Below are 24,827 nucleotides of genomic sequence, written 5' to 3'. Positions count from 1 at the left end.
GAAAACACCATGCTGGTAATCTCCAACAACGTGCACCTTCCCGATGCCGAAATCGAATTGACTGCCATCCGTGCCCAGGGCGCGGGTGGCCAGAACGTCAATAAGGTTTCCAGTGCGGTGCACCTGCGTTTCGACATCAACGCGTCATCGCTGCCGCCTTTCTACAAAGAGCGGTTGCTGGCGTTGCGCGACAGCCGGATCACCAGCGAAGGCGTGCTTGTGCTCAAGGCCCAGCAATACCGCACTCAGGAACAGAACCGCGCCGATGCGCTGGAGCGGTTGACCGAACTGATTGTCAACGCGGCCAAGGTCGAGAAGAAACGTCGGCCGACCAAGCCGACGCTGGGTTCAAAGACCCGCCGTCTGGAATCCAAGACCAAGCGTGGCTCGATCAAGGCGGGTCGCGGCAAAGTGGATTTCTGATCAGGCGCTTTGTTGGCGCGCTGCTTTCGCCTGCTTGTACAGCCAGACGCTCAGGGCCAGACCGCTGAGAGAGGCAAGCGCTGCAAACAGGAAGATCGAGGCAAAGCCAAAGCCTGCCGCCACCGCTCCGGCCACAGGGCCGGTGATCCCCAGCGACAAGTCGATGAACAGCGAATAAGCGCCTACCGCTGCGCCACGGCTGGAGGCGGGCACCAAATTTACGGCTTCTACACCCAAGGCCGGGAACACCAGCGAGAAACCAAATCCGGTCAACGCCGCGCCTGCCAATGCCAGCTCCGGCGACGGCGCCATCCACAACAGCAGCAAGCCGAGGCTTTCTACGCTCAGGCAGCCGATCGCCACCTTGAAACCGCCAATACGGTTGATCATGTTGCCGAACAACAGCCGCGCACCGATAAACGACGCGCCGAACAGACTCAGGCATAACACGGCGTTCGGCCAGTTATGGCTGTTGTAGTACAGGGTGATGAATGTAGCGATGGTGCCGAAACCGATGGAGCCCAGTGCCAGGCCCATGCCATGGGGAAAGACTTTACCCAGCACATGGATAAACGGCATGCGCTCGCCATGGACGATAGGCACGGCTTCTTTATTCCAGGCCAGTTTCAATCCGAGCAGGGCAAGCAGGATGATGCTCACGCCCATGCTCCATAGCCCCAACGTGCTCACCAGCAGCACCCCCAGTGGCGCGCCGATGGCCAGCGCGCCGTAACTGGCGATGCCATTCCAGGAAATGACTTTCGCGGTGTTCTGCGAGCCGACGCGGCCGATGCCCCAGCCAATGGACCCGGAACCCACCAGACTTTCGGCACTGCCCAGTACCAGTCGGCCGAAGAACAGGCTGATCAGGCTGACCACAGGCCATGCCTGCAGCCAGCTCGACAGCAGCATGAACACGCCACTCAATCCACATCCGGCAAGCCCGAACAGCACAGCTTTCTTGGGCCCGAGGTTATCGATGATCCGCCCGGCGTACGGGCGACTGAGCAAGGTTGCCAGGTACTGCACACTGATTACCAACCCTGCCGTCACCGCGCCGAACCCCAGATCGGTGTGGACATAACCCGGCAGTACCGCCAACGGGATACCGACATTCAGGTAACCGATGAACGTGAACATGACGATGGAGACGACTTGCAGAGTGACGGCCATGGGGCGTTGCGAATCACTGCGTGGTGTATCAGGCATGAGTAAGCGGTCCACGATAACGGCGGGAAAATCAAACGGGTGCTGCGGATCGAATCGAACCTTAGCAAGCTAACCAAGTGCTCAATGATAGCGGCGAACGAGCGCTGGGCTTGAGGTCTGCTTAAAAAAATTTAGGGCGAAGGTATTCGATCAGGGAGGGATAACGACTTATTGAGGCTGTTCGGGCGCGACCAGTTGGGTCGTCACCAGCGCGGCGAGGGCGTTTTCCTGATTACCAAAGCGGTCGAGCAGGGCTTGCTTCTTTTCCGGGCTCAACTGCGCCCAGATTTTGATCATGAGTTCGGCTGTGCCGATCAGGGTATTGGCTTGTGCTTCGTTGAAATCTTTCATCTGCAGCCTGTGGTCATCGGCATTTCAGACGTATGAAAACACAGCGAGGCTGGTTTCCGATACGTCTGAAAAAATCACCCTCAGTCTTCGCTGGAGGCTTGCTGGCTTTGTTCGGCCTGTACGCCGGCTTTCATTTCAGCCGGTTGACCGAGTTCCAGTTGAGCCAGTGTCGATTGCTCAGGCTCTTTCTGGCCAGGGGGGAAGTTTGGGATTTCATGCATTTTCAATGCTCCTTGCACAAGTTTTTTAGTTGCTGGGCAGAACCAGTGCTTCTAAAAAGCTTGAGCAGGATACAGCAGGAAAAATGACAAACAGACTTTTATCTCGACCGTTGGTCATGTGCGGAAACAAAAACCGGATTTTATTGTCCTGCGTCATGGCGAGTATTTCAGGCCGACAGGTCAGCAACTCGCCGACTTGATTTGTAATGCAATCTTGTGGGAGATCGCCCGGTGTCCCTGACCCAGCACTGTCGCGAAGCAAAAGGGGACCTGTAGGAGCGCGCTTGCCCGCGATGCGGTGGGTCAGCGAAAGATGTGTTGCCTGACCAGATGCCATCGCGGGCAAGCCTTGCTCCCACAGGTTAGTGTCAGCCTTTAAATATCACTAACCTTACTTACGCCCCTCAGCGCTTTTGGCCACCTCATCCGTGCGCGCCGCCATGATGAAGTCATTGCGGTGCAGGCCTTTGATGGAGTGGCTCCACCAGGTCACGGTGACTTTGCCCCACTCGGTCAGCAGACCCGGATGATGACCTTCAGCTTCGGCTATCTCACCCACAGCATTGGTGAACGCCAAGGCAAACTTGAAATTCTTGAACAGATAGATTTTCTCCAGCTGCATTACGCCGTCGCGGATCTCAATGTTCCAGTCTGGAATCTGCTTCAACAGATCGGGCAGTTCGGCTTCGCTGACTTGCGGGGCGTTCGCGCTGCAGGCTTCGCAACTGGCTTGGGAAAGATTGGTCATGAAGGGTTTCCTGTTCAGGCCGCTTGAGTGTTGGATGAAGGGCGGGGCGGGAATTTTGGTGCATGTAGACCCAGCTGCATGGCGTGCTCGACCATCCCCATGATGTCTTCCTGAGCCAGATCGAATAACCGCTTCAGGTCGGGCAAGACAAAATACAAGGGTTGCAGGATATCGATACGGTAAGGCGTACGCATCGCTTCCAGAGGATCGAACGCCTGATGTTCCGGTGCATTCGAAAGGCTGTAGACCGCTTCTTTGGGCGAAGAAAGAATCCCGCCGCCGTAGATTTTCCGGCCTTGGGCAGTATCCACAAGCCCGAACTCAATGGTCATCCAGTACAGGCGCGCCAGATACACGCGTTGCTCTTTGCTGGCGCTGAGGCCGAGCTTGCCGTAGGTGTGAGTGAATTCGGCGAACCACGGGTTGGTCAGCAGCGGGCAATGGCCAAAGATTTCGTGAAAGATGTCCGGCTCTTGCAGGTAGTCCAGTTCTTCCCGGGTGCGAATGAAGGTCGCCACCGGAAACTGCTTGTTGGCCAGCAGCTCGAAAAAAGTCTGGAAGGGAATCAACGCCGGGACTCGCGCCACTTGCCATCCAGTGGTCGCGCCTAAAACGCTGTTGATTTCCGCCAATTGCGGAATGCGTTCACGGGGCAGGGCAAGTTGCTCGATACCGTCCAGGTACTCCTGACAGGCGCGCGCCTCGATCACCTTCATCTGCCGGGTGATCAATGTGTTCCAGACTGCGTGCTCGTCGCTTGTGTAATTAATGAACCCGTGAGCATCGGGTTCACGTGCCACGTATTTCGTATGGCTCATGCTGCTCTCCCTGGGGTTCTTTTTATTGGGTTTGTTACGAACGCCCAGCTTCATCAATAGCGCGTTTCCGGCGCTCGGGATGCCGGCGCCCGGGTGTCACAGGTACTGATGCAGGTGCGCTGTCGTAAAGAAAACTTTACGGAGCAGGCCAATCCCTGATTATCTTGCCGGTGAGCGAGTTTTCCAGGGTTAGCGCTGTAACGAATTCTTGACGATAAACTTCGGCTCATCACAAAAATAACAACAGCCACAGGATTCATCCGTCATGCGCATCAAAGTCCACTGTCAGAACCGCATTGGTATGACCCGCGATATTCTTGACCTGCTGGCCTCTTATGGCGTCAACGTCGCCCGGGGCGAGGTAGGGGGTGAGCACGGCGACGCCATCTATTTGCATTGCCCGAACCTGATCAACCTGCAATTTCAATCACTGCGCCCTCGCTTCGAAGCCCTTGCCGGTGTCTTCGGCGTCAAGCGCGTGGGGCTGATGCCCAGTGAGCGGCGGCATATGGAGCTGGATGCCTTGCTCGGCGCGCTGGAGTTTCCGGTGTTGTCCATCGACATGGGCGGCTCGATTGTGGCAGCCAACCGGGCAGCGGCGCAGTTGTTGGGTGTGCGGGTGGATGAAGTGCCGGGGATTGCGTTGTCGCGTTACGCCGAAGACTTGGACATACCGGCACTCATCCGCCGCAACAAATCGCGGATCAACGGCTTGCGGGTAACGATTCGTGGCGATGTATTTCTCGCTGACATTGCACCCTTGCAGTCGCTTCATGACGACAGCGAAGCGATGGCGGGGGCCGTATTGACCCTGCACCGCGCAGACCGGGTTGGCGAGCAGATCTATCAGGTGCGCAAGGAGGAGCTGCGCGGTTTCGACAGTATCTTCCAGAGCTCCAGGGTCATGGCGGCGGTCGTGCGTGAGGCCCGGCGTATGGCGCCGCTGGATGCACCACTGTTGATTGAAGGTGAGACAGGCACCGGCAAGGAGCTGCTGGCCCGTGCCTGCCATCTCGCCAGCCCTCGTGGTCAGTCTCCGTTAATGGCCATGAACTGTTCAGGTCTGTCTGATGCCATGGCTGAGACCGAACTGTTCGGTTATGGCCCTGGCGCGTTCGACGGGGCGCGGGCTGAGGGCAAGCTGGGTTTGTTGGAGCTGACGGCTGGCGGCACGTTGTTTCTCGACAGTGTGGGGGAGCTCAGTCTGCGCATGCAGGCCAGGCTGCTGCGTTTTCTACAGGACGGTTGCTTCCGGCGCGTCGGCAGTGACGAGGATGTTTTTCTGGATGTGCGGATCATGTGTTCCACCCAGACGGATCTGTCTGAGCTCTGCGCAAAGGGTGAGTTTCGCCAGGATCTTTACCATCGCCTCAACGTCTTGACCCTGCACATCCCGCCATTACGCGAATGCCTGGATGGACTCGGACCGCTGGTGGAGCATTTTCTGGATCAGGCCAGTCGCCAGATAGGTTGCCCGCTGCCAAAGCTGGCGCCTGCCGCCATGGAGCGTTTGAGCCATTACCAGTGGCCAGGCAACGTTCGACAGTTGGAGAACGTACTGTTCCAGGCGGTTTCGTTGTGCGAGGGCGGGACGGTAAAAGCCGAACACATCCGCTTGCCGGATTACGGCGTGCGCGATCCGTTGGCGGCGTTCTCGATGGAGGGTGGGCTGGAAGAGATAGTCGGTCGTTTTGAAAAGGCGTTATTGCAGCGTTTATATGCGGAATATCCCAGCAGTCGACAACTCGGGAAACGGTTGGGTGTTTCCCATACAACGGTGGCTAACAAGTTACGGGATTATGGGTTAAGTAGCTCCAGCAAGCGGGATGATAATTATCGGTAGGAGCGAACTTGTTCGCGAGATGTTGGCATGTCAGCAAATATTTACCTGACACACCGTCTCGCCAACAAGTTGCCTCCTACCCATAGTTGCCTGACGGGATATCACTCAACTATTGCTGCAGCCGTTACCCATCACTTGATAGCCCATCACGTGCTGCTGGCCTTTGGAGTCTTCATAGGTCATGCGCATCGGCACGACTTTGCAGACATCCGGGATGGTGGTGATCGAGATGACTTTGGCAATGTCAGGGTGGCTGCCATACGTGTATTGCTCGACGCGGGCTTGTTGGGCAGCAACTTTTGCTCCGGATTCTTCAGCCATTGCAAATGTACTAAAACCACAGAGCGCCAGAACCAACAGTGAGACTTTCATTTCCTTTTACCTTCTTGAGTTCGAAAGGGGGCACATCGCCTTTGTCGGGCAATGTGTGAAGCGTTTATCAGGGGGTGATTAATAAGTCGTGGGGGACTGTCAGGTATTAATCATGTGCCGTGTGTGGCGAAGTTGATTCTATGCTTGTCACCGAACTTCATATAGGAACACTTTTGATAAAGACTGTTGAGCGAATGGATAACAATCCCTGCGAGGGCCGGGCCAGGGCCCTGCAAGTGTTCGGGGTCAGGGTCGCCAACGCGATGATTGCAGGCTCGGAAGCGCTCGGTAAGACCATCGTCGAATGGTCCCGACGCCGACAGGCGGATACAACAGGGGCATAAAACAACAACTATCCACCGAGGTAACCAAGATGAGTGCAGCTTCCCTGTACCCCGTCCGCCCAGAAGTCGCAGCGAGCACGCTGACCGATGAGGCGACTTACAAGGCCATGTACCAGCAGTCGGTGGTCAACCCCGACGGTTTCTGGCGTGAGCAAGCTCAGCGTCTTGACTGGATCAAACCTTTTACCTCGGTCAAACAGACCTCTTTCGATGACCACCGTGTCGACATCAAATGGTTTGCCGACGGCACCCTGAACGTTGCCTATAACTGCCTCGATCGTCATCTGGAGGAGCGTGGCGACACGATTGCCATTATCTGGGAAGGTGACGATCCTTCTGAAAGCCGCAACATTACCTATCGTGAGTTGCACGCTGAAGTATGCAAGTTCGCCAACGCCCTGCGCGGTCAGGACGTGCATCGCGGCGACGTTGTGACTATTTATATGCCGATGATCCCCGAGGCTGTGGTTGCCATGCTGGCGTGTGCCCGTATCGGTGCGATCCACTCGGTGGTATTCGGCGGCTTCTCGCCTGAGGCACTGGCGGGTCGGATCATCGACTGCAAATCCAAAGTGGTCATCACTGCGGACGAAGGCCTGCGTGGCGGCAAGAAAACCGCCATGAAAGCCAACGTTGACCGGGCGCTGACCAACCCGGAAACCGCCAGCGTGCAGAAAGTGATTGTCTGCAAGCGCACCGGCGGCGACATCGAATGGAACCGCCACCGTGACATCTGGTACCACTCCTTGCTGGAAGTGGCTTCCGAGACCTGCGCACCGAAAGAAATGGGTGCCGAAGAATCGCTGTTTATCCTTTACACCTCGGGTTCCACCGGCAAACCCAAAGGCGTGCTGCACACCACTGGCGGTTATCTGCTGTACGCCGCGCTGACTCACGAGCGCGTATTCGATTACAAGCCGGGCGAAATTTACTGGTGCACCGCTGACGTGGGTTGGGTTACCGGGCACAGCTACATTGTCTACGGGCCGCTGGCCAATGGCGCGACCACGCTGTTGTTCGAAGGTGTGCCTAATTATCCAGACATCACTCGCCTGTCGAAGATCGTCGACAAGCACAAGGTCAACATCCTCTACACGGCGCCGACTGCCATCCGCGCGATGATGGCTGAAGGCACCAAGTCTGTTGAAGGCGCCGACGGTTCGAGCCTGCGTCTGTTGGGTTCTGTGGGTGAGCCGATCAACCCTGAAGCGTGGAACTGGTACTACAACACTGTCGGCAAGAAGAACTGCCCGATTGTCGATACCTGGTGGCAAACCGAGACCGGCGGCATCCTGATCAGCCCGCTGCCGGGCGCCACGGCCCTCAAGCCTGGTTCGGCAACGCGTCCGTTCTTCGGCGTGATTCCGGCGTTGGTGGATAACCTTGGCAACCTGATTGAAGGTGCAGCCGAAGGTAATCTGGTGATTCTTGACTCGTGGCCGGGTCAGTCGCGCTCGCTGTACGGCGATCATGACCGGTTCGTCGACACCTACTTCAAGACGTTCCGCGGCATGTATTTCACCGGTGACGGCGCGCGCCGTGATGAAGATGGCTATTACTGGATCACCGGCCGTGTGGATGACGTGCTGAACGTGTCCGGGCACCGTATGGGCACTGCGGAAATCGAAAGCGCCATGGTTGCGCATCCGAAGGTTGCCGAAGCTGCGGTGGTGGGTGTGCCTCACGATTTGAAGGGGCAGGGCATCTATGTCTACGTGACGCTGAACGGCGGCGAAGTGCCGGATGAGGCGCTGCGTATCGAATTGCGCAACTGGGTCCGCAAGGAGATCGGTCCGATTGCTTCGCCTGATGTGATTCAGTGGGCGCCAGGCCTGCCAAAAACCCGCTCCGGGAAAATCATGCGGCGCATCCTGCGCAAGATCGCCACGGGCGAATATGACTCGCTGGGTGATATCTCGACGCTGGCAGATCCAAGCGTGGTGCAGCATTTGATCGACACGCACAAGACCATGAGCGTGGCCTGATAGTCAGCGCTTGAAAGAGCCCCATTCGGTGTGAGCCGGGTGGGGTTTTTGTTTTTTCATATCGGAGACTGCAGCGACCCAATCGCGGGCAAGCACCGCTCCCACATAAGATCGCGTTTTACGTGTGGGAGCGGTGCTTGCCCGCGATTGGGGCAGTAAAAGGCATAGGTCTGTAACTACAATCGGACCAATAAGGATATATATCGACCTGTTACCCCTCCCAAAGCTCAGGTAACGCCATTCCCGCTTATGGGGAAAAGCATCCCATTTCTGTAGGAATCGGCTACCCAAGCGGGCTGCCAGATACACATACGGCAACGCCACCCTTGCCGTATTACAAGGCTTTGCCAATAATGGGCGCGCATTTTGCTGCAATCACGGGTTATCCCTCTTTTCGCCTTTGCATAACCGTTTTTGGTTGTCAATGCGCATGCCGTGATTTTCAGTGCATTTGTAACTAGTTGTCGCATTGAAGAAATATCGACTTCGAGCGTCCCGTTAAAATGCCGCTCACTCGCCGCAGGCTTGCAGGTCCGGATACCGGTCCCAGTCGCCTGGCGTCTATCTCCAATAGTCCTCTTCGCATCCTGGGCTCTTGCTCACGTTGCCATTTGTCGTGTTTTACCGACGGAGTCCTGACAATGAAAAAGCTCATGCTGCTTGGCGCAATGGCGCTGACCGTTCTGGCGCAGCCAGTGTTCGCAGACGAAAAGCCTCTGAAAATCGGTATTGAAGCAGCGTACCCTCCGTTTGCCTCCAAAGCGCCGGACGGCAGCATCGTCGGTTTCGACTACGATATCGGCAACGCGCTGTGCGCTGAGATGAAGGTCAAGTGCACATGGGTCGAGCAAGAGTTCGACGGTCTGATCCCGGCGCTGAAAGTGCGCAAGATCGACGCGATCCTGTCCTCGATGTCCATCACCGACGACCGCAAGAAGTCCGTGGACTTCACTGATCGCTACTACAGCACTCAGGCTCGTCTGGTCATGAAGGAAGGCACCACGGTCAGCGACAGCCTTGATGAACTCAAAGGCAAAAAGATCGGCGTGCAACGTGGAACGATCCACGACACTTTCGCCAAAAAGGTATTTGAGCCCAAGGGCGCCGAGATCAAGTCCTACAGCTCGCAGAACGAAATCTACCTGGACATCAAGGCCGGTCGTCTGGACGGCACGGTAGCGGACGCGACTCTGCTGCAGGATGGTTTCCTGAAAACCGATTCGGGCAAGGGCTATGCTTTTGCCGGCCCTGCGTTCACCGACCCGGCTTACTTCGGTGACGGCATTGGTATTGCTGTTCGCAAGGGCGACAAGGCCAACGTTGAGCGCATCAACGCTGCCATCGCAGCGATCCGCGCCAACGGCGAGTACAAGAAGATTCAGGACAAGTACTTCGACTTCGACGTTTACGGCAAGTAAACCTGTCGTCACGGATGGCGCAGCCAGAAGCCATTTTCGGTGTTTTGGCTAGCGCCATTTTTTACACCCATGAGGGCTGCAGAACATGTTGAAAGGCTACGGGGCTGTCATCCTCGAGGGCGCAGGGCTGACGCTGCAACTGGCCCTGTCGTCGATGGCGCTGGCAATCGTCCTGGGTCTGATTGGCGTGTCGTTGCGTTTGTCGCCGGTGCGCTGGCTGGCCTGGCTGGGTGACCTGTATTCCACCGTCATCCGCGGGATTCCCGATCTGGTCCTGATCCTGCTGATTTTCTACGGCGGCCAGGGCGCGCTCAACACCCTTGCTCCGATGCTCGGTCACGATGATTACATTGACCTTAGCCCGCTGGTTGCGGGTATTGGCACGTTGGGGTTCATTTTCGGCGCTTATCTGTCGGAAACCTTTCGCGGTGCATTCATGGCCATTCCAAAAGGGCAGGCCGAAGCGGGCCTTGCTTACGGGATGAGTCACTCCAAAGTGTTTTTCAGAATTCTGGTGCCGCAGATGGTTCGCCTGGCGATCCCCGGCTTCACCAACAACTGGCTGGTACTGACCAAGGCGACCGCGCTGATTTCGCTGGTGGGTCTGCAGGACATGATGTTTCTCGCCAAGCAGGCGGGTGACGCGACCAGCGAGCCTTTTACCTTCTTCCTGGCAGTGGCCGCGATTTACCTGCTGATTACCAGCGTTTCGCTGCTGGCCCTGCGTCTTGTCGAAAAACGTTACTCCGTGGGAGTAAGGGCGGCTGACCTGTGATTTTCGACTACAACGTCATCTGGGACAGCCTGCCGCTGTACTTCGCCGGGTTGGTGACCACGCTGGAGCTGCTTGCCATCGCCCTGGGTTTTGGTCTGCTGGCGGCATTGCCACTGGGCCTGATGCGGGTGTCGAAAAAGCCCTGGGTAAATCTGCCCGCCTGGCTCTACACCTATGTGATCCGTGGCACGCCCATGCTGGTGCAGCTGTATCTTATCTACTACGGGCTCGCACAATTCGCGGTCGTCCGCGAAAGCTTTATGTGGCCTTGGCTGTCCAGTGCGACCTTCTGTGCGTGCCTGGCGTTCGCGATCAATACCAGTGCCTACACGGCGGAAATCATTGCCGGCAGCCTGAAAGCTACGCCTGCGGGCGAAATTGAAGCGGCACGTGCCATGGGCATGTCGAAAAGCAAAATGTACCGCCGCATCCTGCTGCCTTCGGCCTTGCGTCGGGCGCTGCCGCAATACAGCAACGAAGTGATCATGATGCTGCAGACCACCAGTCTTGCGTCCAGCGTCACGCTGGTCGACATCACCGGTGCTGCGCGGGCGGTCAACTCCGAAAGCTTCTTGCCCTTCGAGGCGTTTATCACCGCAGGCGTGTTCTACCTGTGCCTGACATTCATTCTGGTGCGACTGTTCAAGCTGGCTGAGCGCCGCTGGCTGGGCTACCTCGCACCCCGGAAGGCCTGACATGCAAAGAACCGATCATGTATTGCCGTGGAGCACTCTCGGCACCGAGCGCCACTTGAGTGTGTTTCGTTTCGGCAGTGGCGAGCGAAAAGCCTATATCCAGGCCAGCTTGCACGCCGATGAATTACCCGGCATGCGCACGGCCTGGGAGCTAAAAAAGCGTCTGGCCGAACTCGAAGAGCAGGGCGCGCTCAAGGGTGTTATCGAACTGGTCCCGGTCGCCAACCCCATTGGGTTGGGGCAATTGCTGCAAGGCGCTCATCAAGGGCGCTTCGAGTTTGGCAGCGGCAAGAACTTCAACCGTGATTTCTCCGAGCTGAGCGAGCCAGTGGCCGAGCTGCTTGAAGGTCAGCTCGGCGATGATCCGCACAGCAATGTGCAGCTGATTCGCCAGGCGATGGCCACGGTGCTGGCGAACCTGCCAGCAGCAGAAAGCGAATTGCGCGGCATGCAGCGGATTCTCCTGAGTCACGCGTGCGTGGCCGATGTGGTACTCGATCTGCATTGCGACGCCGACGCTGCATTGCACATGTACGCCTTGCCGCAACACTGGCCGCAATGGCGCTCGTTGACGGCGCATCTGAATGTGCAAGTGGCCTTGCTGGCGGAAGACTCCGGCGGCAGCTCGTTCGATGAGGCCTGTTCGTTGCCGTGGTTGCGTCTGTCGCGAATTTTCCCGGATGCGCAGATCCCGCTGGCATGTCTGGCAACAACCATTGAGCTGGGTGGTCAGGCGGATACCGGTAAACCTCAGGCCGAAGCGCATGCTGAAGGCATTCTGGCGTTCCTTGCCGAGCAGGGTTTCATTAGCGGTGAATGGCCGCAGGCTGCTCATGAAGCCTGTGAAGGCATGCCATTTGAAGGTACTGAATTGCTGTTTGCCCCGCATCCGGGTGTGGTGAGTTTCCTGCGTGAAGCGGGTGCCTGGGTTGAAGTCGGCGACCCTCTGTTTGAAGTCATTGATCCGCTCTCTGACCGGGTCAGCACGGTCTGCTCGAATACTGCCGGGGTGTTGTTTGCCATCGAGCGGTTGCGTTACGCCCAGCCGGGTTTCTGGCTGGCCAAAGTAGCCGGACGGACTGCCCGGCGTCAGGGTCGACTGCTCAATGACTGACCCATTTGTGAGAACTGAAAGCATGAACAAACTGGAAGTCCAGGACCTGCATAAACGCTATGGCAGCCATGAAGTGCTCAAGGGTGTTTCCCTGACCGCCAAGGCAGGTGATGTGATCAGCATCATTGGCTCCAGTGGCTCGGGGAAAAGTACCTTTCTGCGTTGCATCAATCTGTTGGAGCAGCCTCACGCAGGCAAGATTCTGCTCAACAACGAAGAGCTCAAACTGGTTGCCAACAAAGACGGCAGCATGAGAGCCGAGGACCCAAAGCAGCTGCAACGGATGCGTTCGCGACTGTCGATGGTGTTCCAGCATTTCAATCTCTGGTCGCACATGACAGCGCTGGAAAACATTATTGAAGCGCCTGTGCACGTATTGGGCGTGTCGAAAAAGGAAGCGCTGGAAAAGGCCGAGCATTATCTGGCCAAGGTCGGCGTCGCGCATCGCAAGGATGCTTATCCTGGGCACATGTCCGGTGGCGAGCAGCAGCGGGTGGCGATTGCCCGGGCTTTGGCGATGGAGCCTGAGGTGATGCTGTTCGACGAGCCAACCTCTGCGCTGGACCCCGAGCTGGTCGGCGATGTGCTCAAGGTCATGCAGGCCCTGGCTCAGGAAGGCCGGACCATGGTCGTGGTGACGCATGAAATGGGCTTTGCCCGTGAGGTTTCCAATCAGTTGATCTTTCTCCACAAAGGCGTGGTCGAAGAGCGCGGTAATCCTCGTGAAGTGCTGGTCAATCCGCAGTCTGAGCGCTTGCAGCAATTTCTGTCGGGTAGTCTCAAGTAACAAAATGCTTCGTTTTGTCGATGTCTTTCAGGAAGTAACAGTTCATGCTGCGCCGCAAGCAGCATGAACGGATAGCGGTAGATTCAGCCTGGGCGTTGCGATGCCCGCCCCATAAGCTGTGTACACAGTTTTAACAACAGCGACACGTTTCGGATTGCACGCCATGACCGCTCAACGAATTGGTTTTCTTATCTGGCCCAGCACCAAAGCCCTGACTCTGGCGCTGGCCGAGGAAGCCCTGCGTGTTGCTCAGCGCGTTCACCCGGAGGTGCTTTACGAGTTGTCGTTTCTCCAGGCCGAAGTGCCCGCCGAGGGTGCATGGCAATTGCCCGGCGAGCCATGGTCCGGGCGTCTGGAAGGTTGTCAGAAGCTATTCCTGTTGGCGGACGAGCCACCTGCGTCGATAAACCCTGCATTGACGTCTGCGCTCAAGCAACTGGTGCGTTCCGGCTGTGTGATCGGCGGGCTTTCAGCCGGGGTTTATCCGCTGGCGCAACTCGGGCTGCTCGATGGCTATCGTGCTGCGGTGCACTGGCGCTGGCAGGATGATTTCACCGAGCGATTCCCGAAGGTCATCGCCACCAGTCATCTGTTCGACTGGGACCGTGATCGCCTGACCGCTTGCGGTGGTATGTCGGTGCTGGATCTGTTGCTGGCAGTCCTGGCCCGGGATCACGGCGCTGAGCTGGCGGGTGCGGTGTCCGAAGAGCTGGTGGTTGAGCGTATCCGCGAAGGCGGCGAGCGTCAGCGTATTCCGTTGCAGAATCGCTTGGGTTCCAGCCATCCGAAGTTGACTCAGGCTGTGCTGCTGATGGAAGCCAACATCGAAGAGCCCCTGACCACGGATGAAATTGCTCAGCACGTGTGTGTCTCGCGTCGGCAACTGGAGCGGATCTTCAAGCAGTACCTCAATCGCGTGCCGAGCCAGTATTACCTTGAGCTGCGCCTCAACAAGGCACGGCAGATGCTGATGCAGACCAGCAAATCCATCATCCAGATCGGCCTGTCCTGCGGCTTCTCGTCCGGCCCGCATTTTTCCAGCGCCTACCGTAACTTCTTCGGCGCGACCCCGCGTGAAGACCGTAATCAGCGCCGCAGCAGCAGCCCGTTTGAATTGTCGTCGGTGCCCGCAGAGCGGGGTTGAGCCTGCAGGTTTTGCGATCTTCCCCTCTGGGAGATTCTATGTCTGCCTGCAAGGCCTCTGAAAGCCTGGATGAACCCTGGGCTGATCTCGGACCTGTGGGAGCGAATTTATTCGCGAAGGCAATCAAGACTCATAAAGATGCGTCGGATGTACTGGCCTCTTCGCGAATGAATTCGCTCCCACAGGGTTTGGTGGTCTGTCTGTGATTGCTTGCCCGCGGCAAGGTTGAATGCGGTTCACTTTAGATCGCGGTGTCGTTATCGCGGGCAAGCCTCGCTCCAACGGGACCCCGTTCCAAATGATTACTCATCTGTATCTGCAACTCTGCGCCCGCAACGTTTAAACTGCGCCTTTGCGATGGTTAATGTCGCATTGCCGAAAGTCAGCAGAAATCCCGGGTTTGCGCTGTAACAAGTTGTCGCTTGGCGGCAAGGCCGGAGTGAAACCAGTCCTTACAATCTTTCCATCGCTCGCCAGTTTCAGGCAGGCGTTCCTCTCAGGAGACTCCGATGTCCGTTGAGCAAGCTGCGGTGCAACGCGCCGATTTCGACCAGGTAATGGTCCCCAATTACGCTCCAGCCGGGTTTATTCCTGTGCGCGGTGCGGGTTCCCGAGTGTGGGATCAGGCGGGTCGTGAGCTGGTTGATCTCTCCGGCGGGATTGCCGTCAACGTACTGGGCCACTGCCATCCGGCGCTGGTGGGTGCCTTGACCGAGCAGGCCAACAATCTCTGGCACGTTTCCAACGTTTTCACCAACGAGCCAGCGCTGCGTCTGGCGAAGAAGCTGGTAGACGCCACGTTTGCCGAGCGCGTGTTCTTCTGTAACTCGGGCGCCGAAGCCAACGAAGCCGCTTTCAAGCTGGCGCGTCGGGTTTCCCACGATCTATATGGTCCGGACAAGTACGAAATCATTGCTGCACTGAACAGCTTCCACGGCCGTACGCTGTTTACCGTGACCGTGGGCGGTCAGTCCAAGTATTCCGACGGCTTCGGTCCGAAGATTACCGGCATCACTCACGTGCCGTTCAACGATCTGGAAGCCCTCAAGGCAGCAATCTCCGACAAGACCTGCGCGGTCGTGCTGGAGCCCATTCAGGGTGAAGGCGGCGTATTGCCTGCCGAACTCGAATACCTGCAAGGCGCACGCGCACTGTGTGACGAGCATAAAGCACTGCTGATTTTTGACGAAGTGCAAAGCGGCATGGGCCGTAGCGGTCGTCTGTTTGCCTACATGAATTACGGCGTCACGCCAGACATCCTGTCCAGCGCCAAGAGCATTGGCGGCGGTTTCCCGATGGCGGCCATGCTGACCACCGAAAAGCTGGCCAAGCACTTTGCAGTCGGCGTTCACGGTACAACCTACGGCGGCAACGCCTTGGCATGCGCGGTGGGTAACGCAGTAATGGACGTGGTCCACACCCAGGAAGTCCGCGACGGCGTGACAGCCAAACACGCGAAGTTCAAGGCGCGCCTGGAGCAGATCGGCCAGCAATATGGCGTGTTCTCGCAGATCCGTGGCATGGGCCTGTTGATCGGCTGTGTGCTGACTGATGCCTGGAAGGGCAAGGCCAAAGATTTCTTCAATGCCGCCGAGCATGAAGGCGTGATGATTTTGCAGGCCGGTCCTGACGTGGTGCGTTTTGCCCCAAGTCTGGTGATCGAAGACGCAGACATCGATGAAGGTCTCGATCGTTTCGAGCGTGCTGTCGCCAAGCTGACTCAGGCTTGATAGCGGGCTGATTCAACGCAATACCTCCGATGTTTGCCAGCGCGGCAAACGTCGGACACTTTTCTGTGCCATGTGGCTGTGTTCCAGGTGGCGCTTTTTTTCTGTGCCGGGTTTGCCCGGTCTGTGTTCTGGTAAGGAGTGGCACCATGCTCGTGATGCGCCCCGCGCAAATGGCTGACCTGGCCGAGGTTCAACGCCTCGCTGCCGACAGCCCGATCGGTGTCACGTCCCTGCCTGACGATGCTGGCCGTCTGGGCGACAAAATCGCTGCTTCGGAAGCCTCGTTTGCTGCGGAAGTGAGCTTTAACGGTGAAGAGACCTACTTCTTCGTACTGGAAGACAGCGAGAGCGGACGTCTGGTGGGTTGCTCGGGGATTGTCGCCTCGGCGGGCTATTCCGAACCCTTTTATAGCTTCCGTAACGAGACTTTCGTTCACGCTTCCCGCGAGCTGAAGATCCACAACAAGATTCACGTGCTGTCCCAGTGCCACGATTTGACCGGTAACAGCTTGCTGACCAGCTTCTATGTGGTGCCAGAGCTGGTGGGCAGCGCCTGGTCGGAACTCAACTCTCGTGGTCGCCTGCTGTTTGTCGCCAGTCATCCGGAGCGCTTCGCCGATTCTGTGGTGACCGAGATCGTCGGTTACAGCGATGAAAATGGCGACTCGCCGTTCTGGGACGCCATCGGGCGCAACTTCTTCGATCTGAACTATGCCGCCGCCGAGCGCCTGTGCGGGCTGAAAAGCCGGACATTCCTCGCCGAGCTGATGCCGCATTACCCGATCTATGTGCCGCTATTGCCGGACGCTGCGCAGGAAGCCATGGGCCAGGTGCATCCAAGGGCGCAAATCACCTTCGACATCCTGATGCGCGAGGGTTTCGAGACTGATCACTACATCGACATTTTCGACGGTGGTCCGACCTTGCATGCTCGGGTTTCCGGGATTCGCTCCATCGCTCAGAGCCGTCTGGTGCCGGTAAAAATCGATGCTCAACGATCAACTGACACCGGCTCCGGCGGGCGTTTGTATCTGGTTACCAATGGCTTGTTGCAGGATTATCGGGCGATATTGCTGGAGCTGGACTGGGCGCCAGGCAAGCCGGTCGCCCTGAGCCTGGTGGCAGCCGAAGCGCTGGGTGTTGGTGAAGATGCCAGCGTGCGGGTCGTGGCGGTCTGATACGCCCTTTGAATGTGGATTGCTGGTTTAGCGAGTTTCGCCGTTTCCCGAGGGGAACGGCATTGAGGAGATAGCATGATCGTTCGTCCCGTAAGCAGCAGTGACCTGCCAGCGCTGATCGAGTTGGCGCGCAGCACAGGCGCTGGCCTGACGACCTTGCCCGCCAATGAAGAGCGTCTGGCGCACCGGGTCGGCTGGGCAGAAAAGACCTTTCGTGGCGAGGCCGGGCGCGGTGATGCGGATTACCTTTTTGTGCTCGAAGACGATGACGGTCGCGTGGTGGGTATTTCCGCGATCGCCGGTGCGGTTGGCCTGCGCGAGCCCTGGTACAACTACCGGGTGGGTTTGACGGTCAGCGCTTCTCAAGAGTTGAACATCTATCGGGAAATCCCGACGTTGTTCCTCGCCAATGACCTGACGGGTAATTCCGAGCTGTGCTCGCTGTTCCTGCGCAGCGATTCCCGTAACGGTTTGAACGGGCGACTGCTGGCCAAGGCGCGAATGCTGTTCATCGCTGAGTTCCCGCAGTTGTTCGGCAACAAGATCATTGCCGAGATGCGCGGTATGTCCGATGAGAACGGTCGTTCGCCGTTCTGGGAAAGTCTGGGGCGGCACTTCTTCAAGATGGAGTTCAGTCAGGCGGATTACCTGACCGGTGTGGGCAACAAGGCGTTCATTGCTGAACTGATGCCCAAGTTCCCGCTGTACAGCTGCTTCCTCTCTGAAGACGCCCGTAACGTGATCGGTCGGGTGCACGCCGACACTGAGCCAGCGCTGACCATGCTCAAGGCCGAAGGCTTCAGTTATCAGGGTTACGTGGATATCTTCGACGCTGGTCCGGCTATTGAGTGCGAGACCGCGAAGATCCGTGCGGTGCGCGACAGTGCAACCTTGGTACTGGCCATCGGTACTCCGGGTGACGACGCCACGCAATTTCTGATTCATAACCGTAAGCGCGAAGACTGCCGAATCACCGTGGGCGCGGCGCGTTTCGCGGCGGGGACGTTGGTGGTTGCTCCGGCGACTGCCAAACGCCTGCGTCTGAGCGCTGGCGATAATGTTCGGGCGGTTCCGCTGTCCCCAGCGCGGGAGGCTGTCTGATGAGCACCTTGTATATCGCAGGCAATTGGCAGTCCGGGCAGGGCGAAGCGTTCGAATCGCTCAATCCGGTCACTCAACAGGTTTTGTGGTCCGGGCAAGGTGCAACGGCCGGTCAGGTAGACGTTGCCGTGCAGGCGGCGCGTCGGGCATTTCCCGCGTGGGCCAGCCGTACTCTGGAAGATCGCATCGCGGTACTGGAAGCTTTCGCCGCCAGCCTGAAAAACCAGGCAGACGCTTTGGCGCAGTGCATTGGCGAAGAAACCGGCAAGCCACTCTGGGAATCGGCGACTGAAGTGACCAGCATGGTCAACAAGATCGCGATCTCCGTGCAGAGCTACCGGGAGCGTACTGGCGAGAAGAGCGGCCCGCTGGGCGACGCGAACGCGGTGCTGCGCCACAAGCCCCATGGTGTGGTCGCGGTGTTCGGACCGTACAACTTTCCTGGTCATCTGCCTAATGGCCATATCGTCCCGGCTTTGCTGGCGGGTAATAGCGTGGTGTTCAAACCCAGCGAGCTGACCCCGAAAGTCGCCGAGCTGACGGTCAAGTGCTGGATCGAGGCCGGATTGCCTGCGGGTGTGTTGAACCTGCTGCAGGGCGGTCGTGACACCGGCATCGCTCTGGCAGCGAACCCTGGAATCGACGGGCTGTTTTTCACCGGATCAAGCCGCACCGGCAATGCTCTGCATCAGCAGTTTGCCGGTCGTCCGGACAAGATTCTTGCGTTGGAAATGGGTGGCAATAACCCACTGCTGGTCGATCAGGTCGCCGATGTAGAAGCCGCGGTTTATACGGTTATTCAGTCTGCGTTTATTTCTGCCGGGCAGCGTTGTACATGTGCGCGACGTTTGCTGGTGCCGCAAGGTCTGTGGGGCGACGCTTTTCTTGAGCGCCTGGTGGATGTCACCCGCAACATTGAAGTGGGGGCGTTCGATCAGCAGCCTGCGCCGTTCATGGGTTCTGTAATTTCGCTGCATGCGGCCAGTGCCTTGCTGGCGGCGCAGGAGCAATTGCTTGCCAATGGCGCTTCTGTGTTATTGGAAATGACTCAGCCACAGGTTTCGGCAGCGCTGCTCACCCCAGGCATCATTGACGTTTCCGAGGTCAGTGATCCCCTCGACGAAGAGCTGTTCGGGCCGCTGTTGCAGGTGCTGCGTTATACGGATTTTGACAACGCCATTGCCTTGGCCAATGACACTCAGTACGGCTTGGCTGCCGGTCTGCTGTCGGATTCCGAAGCGCGTTACAAACAGTTCTGGCTGGAGAGTCGGGCAGGGATCGTCAACTGGAACAAACAGCTGACTGGCGCGGCGAGCAGCGCCCCGTTTGGCGGGGTAGGGGCTTCCGGTAATCACCGGGCGAGTGCGTATTACGCGGCGGATTATTGCGCGTATCCGGTGGCCTCGCTGGAGAGCAGCAGCCTGACCTTGCCTGCGACCCTGACGCCGGGTGTGCGATTGTCCTGACTGTCGTGCGGTAAACATTAAACCTGTAGGAGCTGCCGAAGGCTGCGATGGCGGAGTGTCAGGATGAATGCTTCGCAGCCTTCGGCAGCTCCTACAGAAAATCCATGTCAGTTCAGTAAGTTATATGTTGTTTGATAGAGCTGCCCAAGGCTGCGAAGCGATGATTGAACCTAACGCTTATAAGAAAAGATCCACGGAGCCGAGCCGATGAAATCATACGAAGTCAATTTTGACGGCCTGGTCGGGCCGACGCATAACTACGGCGGGCTGTCCTACGGTAACGTCGCCTCGCAAAGCAACTGCCAGCAGTCCTCCAACCCTCGCGAAGCCGCGTTGCAGGGCCTGGCAAAAATGAAAGCGCTGATGGATATGGGCTTCACTCAGGGTGTACTTGCCCCTCAGGAACGTCCCGATGTCGCCGGTTTGCGTCGCCTGGGTTTCGCTGGCAGTGATGCGCAGGTGATCCAGCAGGCTGCGAAGCAGGCCATGCCCCTGTTGGCTGCCAGTTGCTCGGCGTCGAGCATGTGGGTGGCCAACGCCGCAACGGTCAGCCCGAGCGCCGACACTGCCGATGGTCGCGTGCATTTCACCGCCGCCAACCTGGCCTGCAAGTACCACCGCAGTATTGAACATCCGACCACCAGCCGCGTGCTGGCCGCGATGTTTGCCAATTCGCAACACTTTGCCCACCACGCTGCGTTGCCTTCTGTTGCCCAGTTTGGTGATGAGGGCGCCGCCAACCACACGCGTCTATGCCGTGACTATGGCGAGGCGGGGGTGGAGTTTTTCGTGTTCGGGCGCAGCGCTTTTGATTCGCGATTTCCTGAGCCGCAGAAGTATCCGGCGCGTCAGACTCTGGAAGCATCCCAGGCCGTTGCCCGTTTGCATGGCTTGAGCGACAGCGCTGTGGTTTACGGCCAGCAGAACCCGGCGGTGATCGATCAGGGTGTTTTTCACAACGACGTGATCGCAGTGGGTAATGGTGAGGTGTTGTTTTATCACGAGGACGCGTTTCTCCACACCGAACGCATGCTGGCGGAGCTGCAGGACAAACTGACCCGTTGCGGCGCGCAGCTCAAGGCAATCTGCGTGCCCCGTGCCGAAGTCTCGGTCGAAGACGCGGTGCGTTCGTACCTGTTCAACAGCCAGCTGTTGTCGCGCCCCGACGGCACTATGTTGCTGGTTGTGCCTGAAGAGTGTCGCGGTAACGAGCGCGTCTGGCGTTACCTGCAAGGGCTGATTGCGGGAGCGGGGCCGGTCAAGGAAGTCAAAGTCTTCGACCTCAAGCAGAGCATGCAGAATGGCGGCGGTCCGGCTTGCTTGCGTCTGCGGGTCGCGCTCAATGAATCCGAGCTGGCGGCGGTCAACCCTGGGGTTATCATGACCGCGCCGCTGTACGATACGCTGACGCAATGGGTCGACAGGCATTATCGTGACCGCATGAGCGAAGAAGATCTGGCTGATCCGCAATTGCTGATCGAATGCCGTGCGGCACTGGATGAATTGACGCAAATCCTTAAACTGGGCGCGGTTTATCCTTTTCAGCTGGCCTGAATTCTGGCGGATGGTGCCTGACACGATCCGCCGTCCTTTCCTCTCTATAGAGAACTCCGAATATGAGCGACACCCTGCAGTTGATCCTTGAAGACACCGATGGCACCCAGCTGGAAACCTCCTGCACCCGCGTTGCCGTTGTCTGGCAGGGCAAGGAAATCTGGATTCAGCACGATGGCCGTGGTCAGTTGCTGATTGGTGTGGATGTCGAAGAAGGCGATGCTGAATACGCCAACTTGCTGCTGCGTCCACTGGCGACCAACCTGGTCAGCCTGCAACTGGAAATGGAACCTGCCGACGTCGGTGAAGACGAAGAGCATGTGCACGGTCCTGACTGCAATCACTAAGTCTCACTGCCACCCATAAGGGAACAGCGCCTATGCTCGCCCTCGGTAAACTGCTTGACCTGACCCTGGCCGGACGTGAACCGGCGGAAAAGACTCAAGTGACAGTCGCCGGCGTGCGACTGCGATGGCTGAGCGAAGGCGCGCTGGAAGTGCGTCCTGCTCAGGATCGGGATAACGGCACGGACTTGCTGTTATCCGCCGGTATCCACGGCAATGAGACTGCACCTATCGAGCTGCTGGACGAATTGATCCGCAGCATTGCCCGCAGTGAATTACAGCCGCGGGCACGTATTCTTTTCCTGTTCGGCAACCCCGACGCCATGCGTCGTGGCGAGCGTTATGTCGAACAGGACGTCAACCGGCTGTTCAATGGTCGGCACGAGCACAGTGAAGGCGCCGAGGCGTTACGCGCCTGCGAGCTGGAGCGGCTGGCGGCGACGTTTTTCAGTGTCCCGGACCGCTACCGTTTGCACTACGACCTGCACACCGCGATTCGAGGCTCGAAAATCGAGCAGTTCGCGTTGTATCCCTGGAAAGAGGGGCGTCAGCATTCGCGTCGGGAGCTTGCGCGGCTGCAAGCGGCAGGCATGACCGCCGTGCTGTTGCAGAACAAGCCCTCCATCGTGTTCAGCGCGTACACCTACGATAAGCTGGGGGCCGAGTCCTTTACGCTGGAACTGGGCAAAGCGCGGCCATTCGGACACAACCAGGAGGTTGACCTCACTCGTCTGCGCTTGCTGCTGGAGCAAATGATCGAAGGCACCGAGCCTGCGGTGCAAGAGAGTCTGGAGGGTTTGCAACTGTTCAGCGTTGCCCGGGAAATCATCAAGCACAGCGATGGCTTCAGGCTGCACCTGCCCCTGGACGTGGAAAACTTTTCACCGCTGGATAAAGGCTATGTTCTGGCTGACGACCTGAACCATTCGCGCTGGATCGTGGAAGAAGAGGGCGCGAGGATCATTTTCCCGAATCCCAAGGTCAAGAACGGCTTGCGCGCGGGCATATTGATTGTGCCGGCTACAGAGGATGGACTGGTTTGAGCCTGACGCGATAATTGCGCCGATATCGGGATTGCAGAGCACCTGTGGGAGCGAATTTATTCGCGAATAGGGCAGTACATTCGATAGATACTTGTCGGTTGTAATGCCGCTTTCGCGAATGAATTCGCTCCCACAGGGTTTGTCGTCAGTCGCAGTTAACCGACTTTCTTCTGCCCTTCGCTGCGACGAATCAAGCGCACTTTGGCGACGGTGTCAGCGCAGGTTTTCGCCGCTTCCTGACCTTTGTGCAGGAAGTGCTCGAAGAAGAATTTCAGATGTTCTTCACCCGCATGGAAATGGTGAGGGGTGAGGACGACCGAGAACACTGGCACTTCAGTTTCCAGCTGGACTTGCATCAACGCGCTGACCACCGACTGGGCGACGAACTCGTGGCGATAGATTCCGCCGTCGACCACCAGCGCTGCGCCGACGATGCCAGCGTAACGGCCGCTATTGGCCAGCAGTTTGGCGTGCAGAGGGATTTCAAAGGCGCCGCCGACTTCGAAGAAGTCGATGTCAGCTTCGGTGTAACCGTGGTTGGCCATTTCAGCGATGAAACCGATTTTGCTTTGATCGACAATATCCTTGTGCCAGCAGGCCTGGATAAAAGCGATTCGCTCGTTTGCGTGATTCTTGGTCTTGCTATCGATTGCGGTGGGTTGCATCTGTTCTGTCTCCTGTCTATAAAAAAACAGGGCGCTTTGGATCGAATGGGAAGGTCAGGCTAAGCCCGGCAGTCATACGAACGAAATCCGCTCGTGACGATGCGCGATGCGTTGCGGTGGTGCCAATCCCGTTCTCTCTTCATCCGGACTATGACCGTCGGCCCTGGAATCACACCAGGTCTGCTGACCTCGCTTTCGCGAGCGCTCGCGGGCTAAACGCATTGCGCGTCATTACCGCCGGTGGGGAATCGCACCCCGCCCTGAGAACGTTGCCACCGAAACATTTCGGCAGCGGGCATTTTTTAACACAGTTTCTCTGAATGTGCTTGGACGTATTCCTACAGTTGCCCTGACTTTTTCTTATAAGTAAGCCTTGGAATTGCACATCAACGCCTTGATTATTCTCATTCCACACCTCACAACTGAGGTTTGTCCTTATCAGGGAGCTTTATCGTGACGGCTATCGACTTGCGCAGTGACACAGTGACTCAGCCAACGCCCGGCATGCGTGCCGCCATGGCGCTGGCGCCGCTGGGTGACGACGTTTACGGCGAGGACCCGACGGTCAATCGTCTTGAAGCCTGGATGGCTGAGCGGCTAGGGTTTGCCGCTGCGCTGTTTGTCCCGACCGGCACGATGAGTAACCTGTTGGGCTTGATGGCTCACTGTGAGCGCGGCGACGAGTACATCGTCGGCCAGCAGGCCCATACCTATAAATATGAAGGTGGCGGAGCCGCGGTGCTGGGTTCCATTCAGCCGCAGCCGCTGGAAAACCAGGCAGATGGCTCGCTGGATCTGGATCAGGTGCTGGCAACCATCAAACCGGACGATTTCCATTTTGCCCGCACCCGTTTGCTGGCTTTGGAAAACACCATGCAAGGTAAAGTGCTGCCGTTGAGCTATCTGGCGGCCGCCCGCAAATTTACTCGCAAGCATGGTCTGGCGCTGCATCTGGATGGCGCCCGGTTATACAACGCGGCAGTCAAACTGGGTGTTGAGGCGCGGGAGATTACTCAGCACTTCGATTCCGTATCGGTGTGCCTGTCCAAAGGGCTGGGCGCGCCGGTGGGATCGGTGTTGTGCGGTTCTCAGGTGTTCATCGACAAGGCTCGTCGCTTGCGCAAAATGGTCGGCGGTGGCATGCGTCAGGCCGGCATGCTTGCAGCGGCGGGGCTGTATGCTCTGGAGCATCATGTTGAACGCCTGGCGGATGACCATGCGAATGCGGCGTTTCTCGGTGCTGCCCTGGCAGAACTGGGCTATTCGGTCGAGCCGGTGCAGACCAATATGGTTTACGTGCAGATCGGTGATCGTGCTCAGGCGCTCAAGACGTTCTGTGCCAAGCGAGGGATTTTGCTCAGCGCGGCACCCCGTTTGCGGATGATCACCCACCTGGATGTTTCCCGCGAACAACTCGAGACGGTAATCACAGCATTTGCTGACTTTTCGCGCACCTGAGGCGCCGATAGTCCAGTAGCTTTGTTCTATCGTACAAACAC

General features: G+C 57.8%; 25 protein-coding genes and 1 riboswitch. Of the genes, 17 read left to right on the top strand and 8 right to left on the bottom strand.

Annotated elements, in window-relative coordinates:
* Window positions 1–9 precede the first annotated feature (9 nt).
* A complete protein-coding gene (gene arfB, locus EE949_RS19280) occupies window positions 10–423 on the top strand; it encodes an alternative ribosome rescue aminoacyl-tRNA hydrolase ArfB (protein ID WP_027898123.1) in 414 nt (137 codons plus the stop codon).
* Here arfB and EE949_RS19275 read toward each other — a convergent pair whose 3' ends face one another.
* From EE949_RS19275 to phhA, 6 genes are all read right to left on the bottom strand, one after another.
* Window positions 424–1,632, bottom strand: coding sequence for an MFS transporter (locus EE949_RS19275; RefSeq protein WP_122665743.1), 1,209 nt, complete (start codon window positions 1,630–1,632; stop codon window positions 424–426).
* Window positions 1,633–1,800: 168 nt separating this feature from the next.
* A complete protein-coding gene (locus tag EE949_RS19270) occupies window positions 1,801–1,983 on the bottom strand; it encodes a hypothetical protein (RefSeq protein ID WP_027898125.1) in 183 nt (60 codons plus the stop codon).
* An 80-nt stretch (window positions 1,984–2,063) separates the two neighbouring features.
* Window positions 2,064–2,204 (bottom strand): hypothetical protein, encoded by a 141-nt coding sequence (locus EE949_RS29515; protein WP_162874715.1) that lies wholly within the window; start codon window positions 2,202–2,204, stop codon window positions 2,064–2,066.
* A 25-nt stretch (window positions 2,205–2,229) separates the two neighbouring features.
* The gene (locus EE949_RS29510) at window positions 2,230–2,541 is read right to left on the bottom strand and encodes a hypothetical protein (protein ID WP_164666803.1); all 312 of its coding nucleotides are present in this window, start codon (window positions 2,539–2,541) and stop codon (window positions 2,230–2,232) included.
* 54 nt (window positions 2,542–2,595) lie between these two features.
* Complete coding sequence (locus EE949_RS19265; protein WP_122665742.1) at window positions 2,596–2,952, bottom strand: 4a-hydroxytetrahydrobiopterin dehydratase; 357 nt, start codon at window positions 2,950–2,952, stop codon at window positions 2,596–2,598.
* Window positions 2,953–2,966: 14 nt separating this feature from the next.
* Window positions 2,967–3,770, bottom strand: a complete 804-nt coding sequence (gene phhA / locus EE949_RS19260; protein WP_122665741.1) for a phenylalanine 4-monooxygenase — start codon at window positions 3,768–3,770, stop codon at window positions 2,967–2,969.
* A gap of 265 nt (window positions 3,771–4,035) precedes the next feature.
* Between phhA and EE949_RS19255 the strand changes: the two genes are divergently transcribed.
* The gene (locus EE949_RS19255) at window positions 4,036–5,613 is read left to right on the top strand and encodes a sigma-54-dependent transcriptional regulator (RefSeq protein ID WP_122665740.1); all 1,578 of its coding nucleotides are present in this window, start codon (window positions 4,036–4,038) and stop codon (window positions 5,611–5,613) included.
* Between the two features lie 105 nt (window positions 5,614–5,718).
* On the opposite strand, the gene EE949_RS19250 is transcribed toward EE949_RS19255, so the two are convergent.
* Window positions 5,719–5,985 (bottom strand): DUF2790 domain-containing protein, encoded by a 267-nt coding sequence (locus tag EE949_RS19250; RefSeq protein WP_122665739.1) that lies wholly within the window; start codon window positions 5,983–5,985, stop codon window positions 5,719–5,721.
* Window positions 5,986–6,358: 373 nt separating this feature from the next.
* Here EE949_RS19250 and acs point away from each other — a divergent pair, with 373 nt between their 5' ends.
* The 14 genes from acs (at window position 6,359) to astE (ending at window position 22,663) form a co-directional block, all read left to right on the top strand.
* Window positions 6,359–8,314 carry an acetate--CoA ligase gene (acs, locus tag EE949_RS19240; RefSeq protein WP_122665737.1) on the top strand — a complete coding sequence of 652 codons (1,956 nt, stop codon included), beginning with the start codon at window positions 6,359–6,361 and terminating at the stop codon, window positions 8,312–8,314.
* A 641-nt stretch (window positions 8,315–8,955) separates the two neighbouring features.
* On the top strand, window positions 8,956–9,732 hold the full coding sequence (locus EE949_RS19235; RefSeq protein ID WP_122665736.1) for an ABC transporter substrate-binding protein: 777 nt from the start codon (window positions 8,956–8,958) through the stop codon (window positions 9,730–9,732).
* Window positions 9,733–9,817: 85 nt separating this feature from the next.
* Window positions 9,818–10,507 carry an ABC transporter permease gene (locus tag EE949_RS19230; RefSeq protein ID WP_122665735.1) on the top strand — a complete coding sequence of 230 codons (690 nt, stop codon included), beginning with the start codon at window positions 9,818–9,820 and terminating at the stop codon, window positions 10,505–10,507.
* The gene (locus tag EE949_RS19225; RefSeq protein ID WP_122665734.1) at window positions 10,504–11,202 is read left to right on the top strand and encodes an ABC transporter permease; all 699 of its coding nucleotides are present in this window, start codon (window positions 10,504–10,506) and stop codon (window positions 11,200–11,202) included. Before EE949_RS19230 ends, EE949_RS19225 begins: the two co-directional genes overlap by 4 nt.
* 1 nt (window position 11,203) lies before the next feature.
* Entirely contained in the window at window positions 11,204–12,316 is a 1,113-nt protein-coding gene (locus tag EE949_RS19220; RefSeq protein ID WP_122665733.1) for a succinylglutamate desuccinylase/aspartoacylase family protein, read from the top strand.
* 22 nt (window positions 12,317–12,338) lie between these two features.
* Window positions 12,339–13,103 (top strand): ABC transporter ATP-binding protein, encoded by a 765-nt coding sequence (locus EE949_RS19215; protein WP_122665732.1) that lies wholly within the window; start codon window positions 12,339–12,341, stop codon window positions 13,101–13,103.
* Between the two features lie 163 nt (window positions 13,104–13,266).
* Complete coding sequence (gene argR / locus EE949_RS19210; RefSeq protein ID WP_122665731.1) at window positions 13,267–14,247, top strand: transcriptional regulator ArgR; 981 nt, start codon at window positions 13,267–13,269, stop codon at window positions 14,245–14,247.
* A 509-nt stretch (window positions 14,248–14,756) separates the two neighbouring features.
* Window positions 14,757–15,977: an aspartate aminotransferase family protein gene (locus EE949_RS19200; protein WP_122665730.1), complete on the top strand. Its 1,221-nt coding sequence runs from the start codon at window positions 14,757–14,759 to the stop codon at window positions 15,975–15,977.
* A gap of 146 nt (window positions 15,978–16,123) precedes the next feature.
* On the top strand, window positions 16,124–17,155 hold the full coding sequence (aruF, locus tag EE949_RS19195) for an arginine/ornithine succinyltransferase subunit alpha (protein ID WP_122665729.1): 1,032 nt from the start codon (window positions 16,124–16,126) through the stop codon (window positions 17,153–17,155).
* A 75-nt stretch (window positions 17,156–17,230) separates the two neighbouring features.
* On the top strand, window positions 17,231–18,256 hold the full coding sequence (gene astA / locus EE949_RS19190; RefSeq protein WP_122665728.1) for an arginine N-succinyltransferase: 1,026 nt from the start codon (window positions 17,231–17,233) through the stop codon (window positions 18,254–18,256).
* Window positions 18,253–19,722 carry a succinylglutamate-semialdehyde dehydrogenase gene (gene astD, locus EE949_RS19185; RefSeq protein WP_205505170.1) on the top strand — a complete coding sequence of 490 codons (1,470 nt, stop codon included), beginning with the start codon at window positions 18,253–18,255 and terminating at the stop codon, window positions 19,720–19,722. The genes astA and astD overlap by 4 nt, the downstream gene beginning before the upstream one ends.
* Before the next feature lie 207 nt (window positions 19,723–19,929).
* Window positions 19,930–21,276, top strand: coding sequence for an N-succinylarginine dihydrolase (gene astB, locus EE949_RS19180; RefSeq protein ID WP_122665726.1), 1,347 nt, complete (start codon window positions 19,930–19,932; stop codon window positions 21,274–21,276).
* Between the two features lie 62 nt (window positions 21,277–21,338).
* Window positions 21,339–21,623 carry a hypothetical protein gene (locus EE949_RS19175; protein WP_027900080.1) on the top strand — a complete coding sequence of 95 codons (285 nt, stop codon included), beginning with the start codon at window positions 21,339–21,341 and terminating at the stop codon, window positions 21,621–21,623.
* Window positions 21,624–21,655: 32 nt separating this feature from the next.
* Entirely contained in the window at window positions 21,656–22,663 is a 1,008-nt protein-coding gene (astE, locus tag EE949_RS19170; RefSeq protein ID WP_122665725.1) for a succinylglutamate desuccinylase, read from the top strand.
* Between the two features lie 155 nt (window positions 22,664–22,818).
* Here the strand turns inward: astE and EE949_RS19165 are convergent, their stop codons facing one another.
* A complete protein-coding gene (locus EE949_RS19165) occupies window positions 22,819–23,328 on the bottom strand; it encodes a 6,7-dimethyl-8-ribityllumazine synthase (protein ID WP_122665724.1) in 510 nt (169 codons plus the stop codon).
* Window positions 23,329–23,454: 126 nt separating this feature from the next.
* Window positions 23,455–23,600, bottom strand: a riboswitch (FMN riboswitch).
* A gap of 181 nt (window positions 23,601–23,781) precedes the next feature.
* Between EE949_RS19165 and ltaE the strand changes: the two genes are divergently transcribed.
* Complete coding sequence (ltaE, locus tag EE949_RS19160) at window positions 23,782–24,786, top strand: low-specificity L-threonine aldolase (protein ID WP_122665723.1); 1,005 nt, start codon at window positions 23,782–23,784, stop codon at window positions 24,784–24,786.
* Window positions 24,787–24,827: the final 41 nt, after the last annotated feature.

The organism is Pseudomonas viridiflava, from assembly GCF_900602065.1.
Taxonomy (GTDB): domain Bacteria; phylum Pseudomonadota; class Gammaproteobacteria; order Pseudomonadales; family Pseudomonadaceae; genus Aquipseudomonas.
Note: the sequence above shows the minus strand (reverse complement) of the source record. Positions and strands in the feature narration are given on the sequence as shown.

Coding starts and splice junctions, on each gene's coding strand:
- EE949_RS19215 (WP_122665732.1), top strand. CDS start 12,339: ATGAACAAACTGGAAGTCCAGGACCTGCATAAACGCTATGGCAGCCAT.
- arfB (WP_027898123.1), top strand. CDS start 10: ATGCTGGTAATCTCCAACAACGTGCACCTTCCCGATGCCGAAATCGAA.
- argR (WP_122665731.1), top strand. CDS start 13,267: ATGACCGCTCAACGAATTGGTTTTCTTATCTGGCCCAGCACCAAAGCC.
- EE949_RS19270 (WP_027898125.1), bottom strand. CDS start 1,983: ATGAAAGATTTCAACGAAGCACAAGCCAATACCCTGATCGGCACAGCC.
- EE949_RS19265 (WP_122665742.1), bottom strand. CDS start 2,952: ATGACCAATCTTTCCCAAGCCAGTTGCGAAGCCTGCAGCGCGAACGCC.
- astA (WP_122665728.1), top strand. CDS start 17,231: ATGATCGTTCGTCCCGTAAGCAGCAGTGACCTGCCAGCGCTGATCGAG.
- aruF (WP_122665729.1), top strand. CDS start 16,124: ATGCTCGTGATGCGCCCCGCGCAAATGGCTGACCTGGCCGAGGTTCAA.
- EE949_RS19200 (WP_122665730.1), top strand. CDS start 14,757: ATGTCCGTTGAGCAAGCTGCGGTGCAACGCGCCGATTTCGACCAGGTA.
- EE949_RS29510 (WP_164666803.1), bottom strand. CDS start 2,541: ATGGCATCTGGTCAGGCAACACATCTTTCGCTGACCCACCGCATCGCG.
- EE949_RS19250 (WP_122665739.1), bottom strand. CDS start 5,985: ATGAAAGTCTCACTGTTGGTTCTGGCGCTCTGTGGTTTTAGTACATTT.
- EE949_RS19275 (WP_122665743.1), bottom strand. CDS start 1,632: ATGCCTGATACACCACGCAGTGATTCGCAACGCCCCATGGCCGTCACT.
- EE949_RS19165 (WP_122665724.1), bottom strand. CDS start 23,328: ATGCAACCCACCGCAATCGATAGCAAGACCAAGAATCACGCAAACGAG.
- EE949_RS19175 (WP_027900080.1), top strand. CDS start 21,339: ATGAGCGACACCCTGCAGTTGATCCTTGAAGACACCGATGGCACCCAG.
- astE (WP_122665725.1), top strand. CDS start 21,656: ATGCTCGCCCTCGGTAAACTGCTTGACCTGACCCTGGCCGGACGTGAA.
- EE949_RS19230 (WP_122665735.1), top strand. CDS start 9,818: ATGTTGAAAGGCTACGGGGCTGTCATCCTCGAGGGCGCAGGGCTGACG.
- phhA (WP_122665741.1), bottom strand. CDS start 3,770: ATGAGCCATACGAAATACGTGGCACGTGAACCCGATGCTCACGGGTTC.
- astB (WP_122665726.1), top strand. CDS start 19,930: ATGAAATCATACGAAGTCAATTTTGACGGCCTGGTCGGGCCGACGCAT.
- EE949_RS19220 (WP_122665733.1), top strand. CDS start 11,204: ATGCAAAGAACCGATCATGTATTGCCGTGGAGCACTCTCGGCACCGAG.
- acs (WP_122665737.1), top strand. CDS start 6,359: ATGAGTGCAGCTTCCCTGTACCCCGTCCGCCCAGAAGTCGCAGCGAGC.
- EE949_RS19235 (WP_122665736.1), top strand. CDS start 8,956: ATGAAAAAGCTCATGCTGCTTGGCGCAATGGCGCTGACCGTTCTGGCG.
- EE949_RS19255 (WP_122665740.1), top strand. CDS start 4,036: ATGCGCATCAAAGTCCACTGTCAGAACCGCATTGGTATGACCCGCGAT.
- EE949_RS29515 (WP_162874715.1), bottom strand. CDS start 2,204: ATGCATGAAATCCCAAACTTCCCCCCTGGCCAGAAAGAGCCTGAGCAA.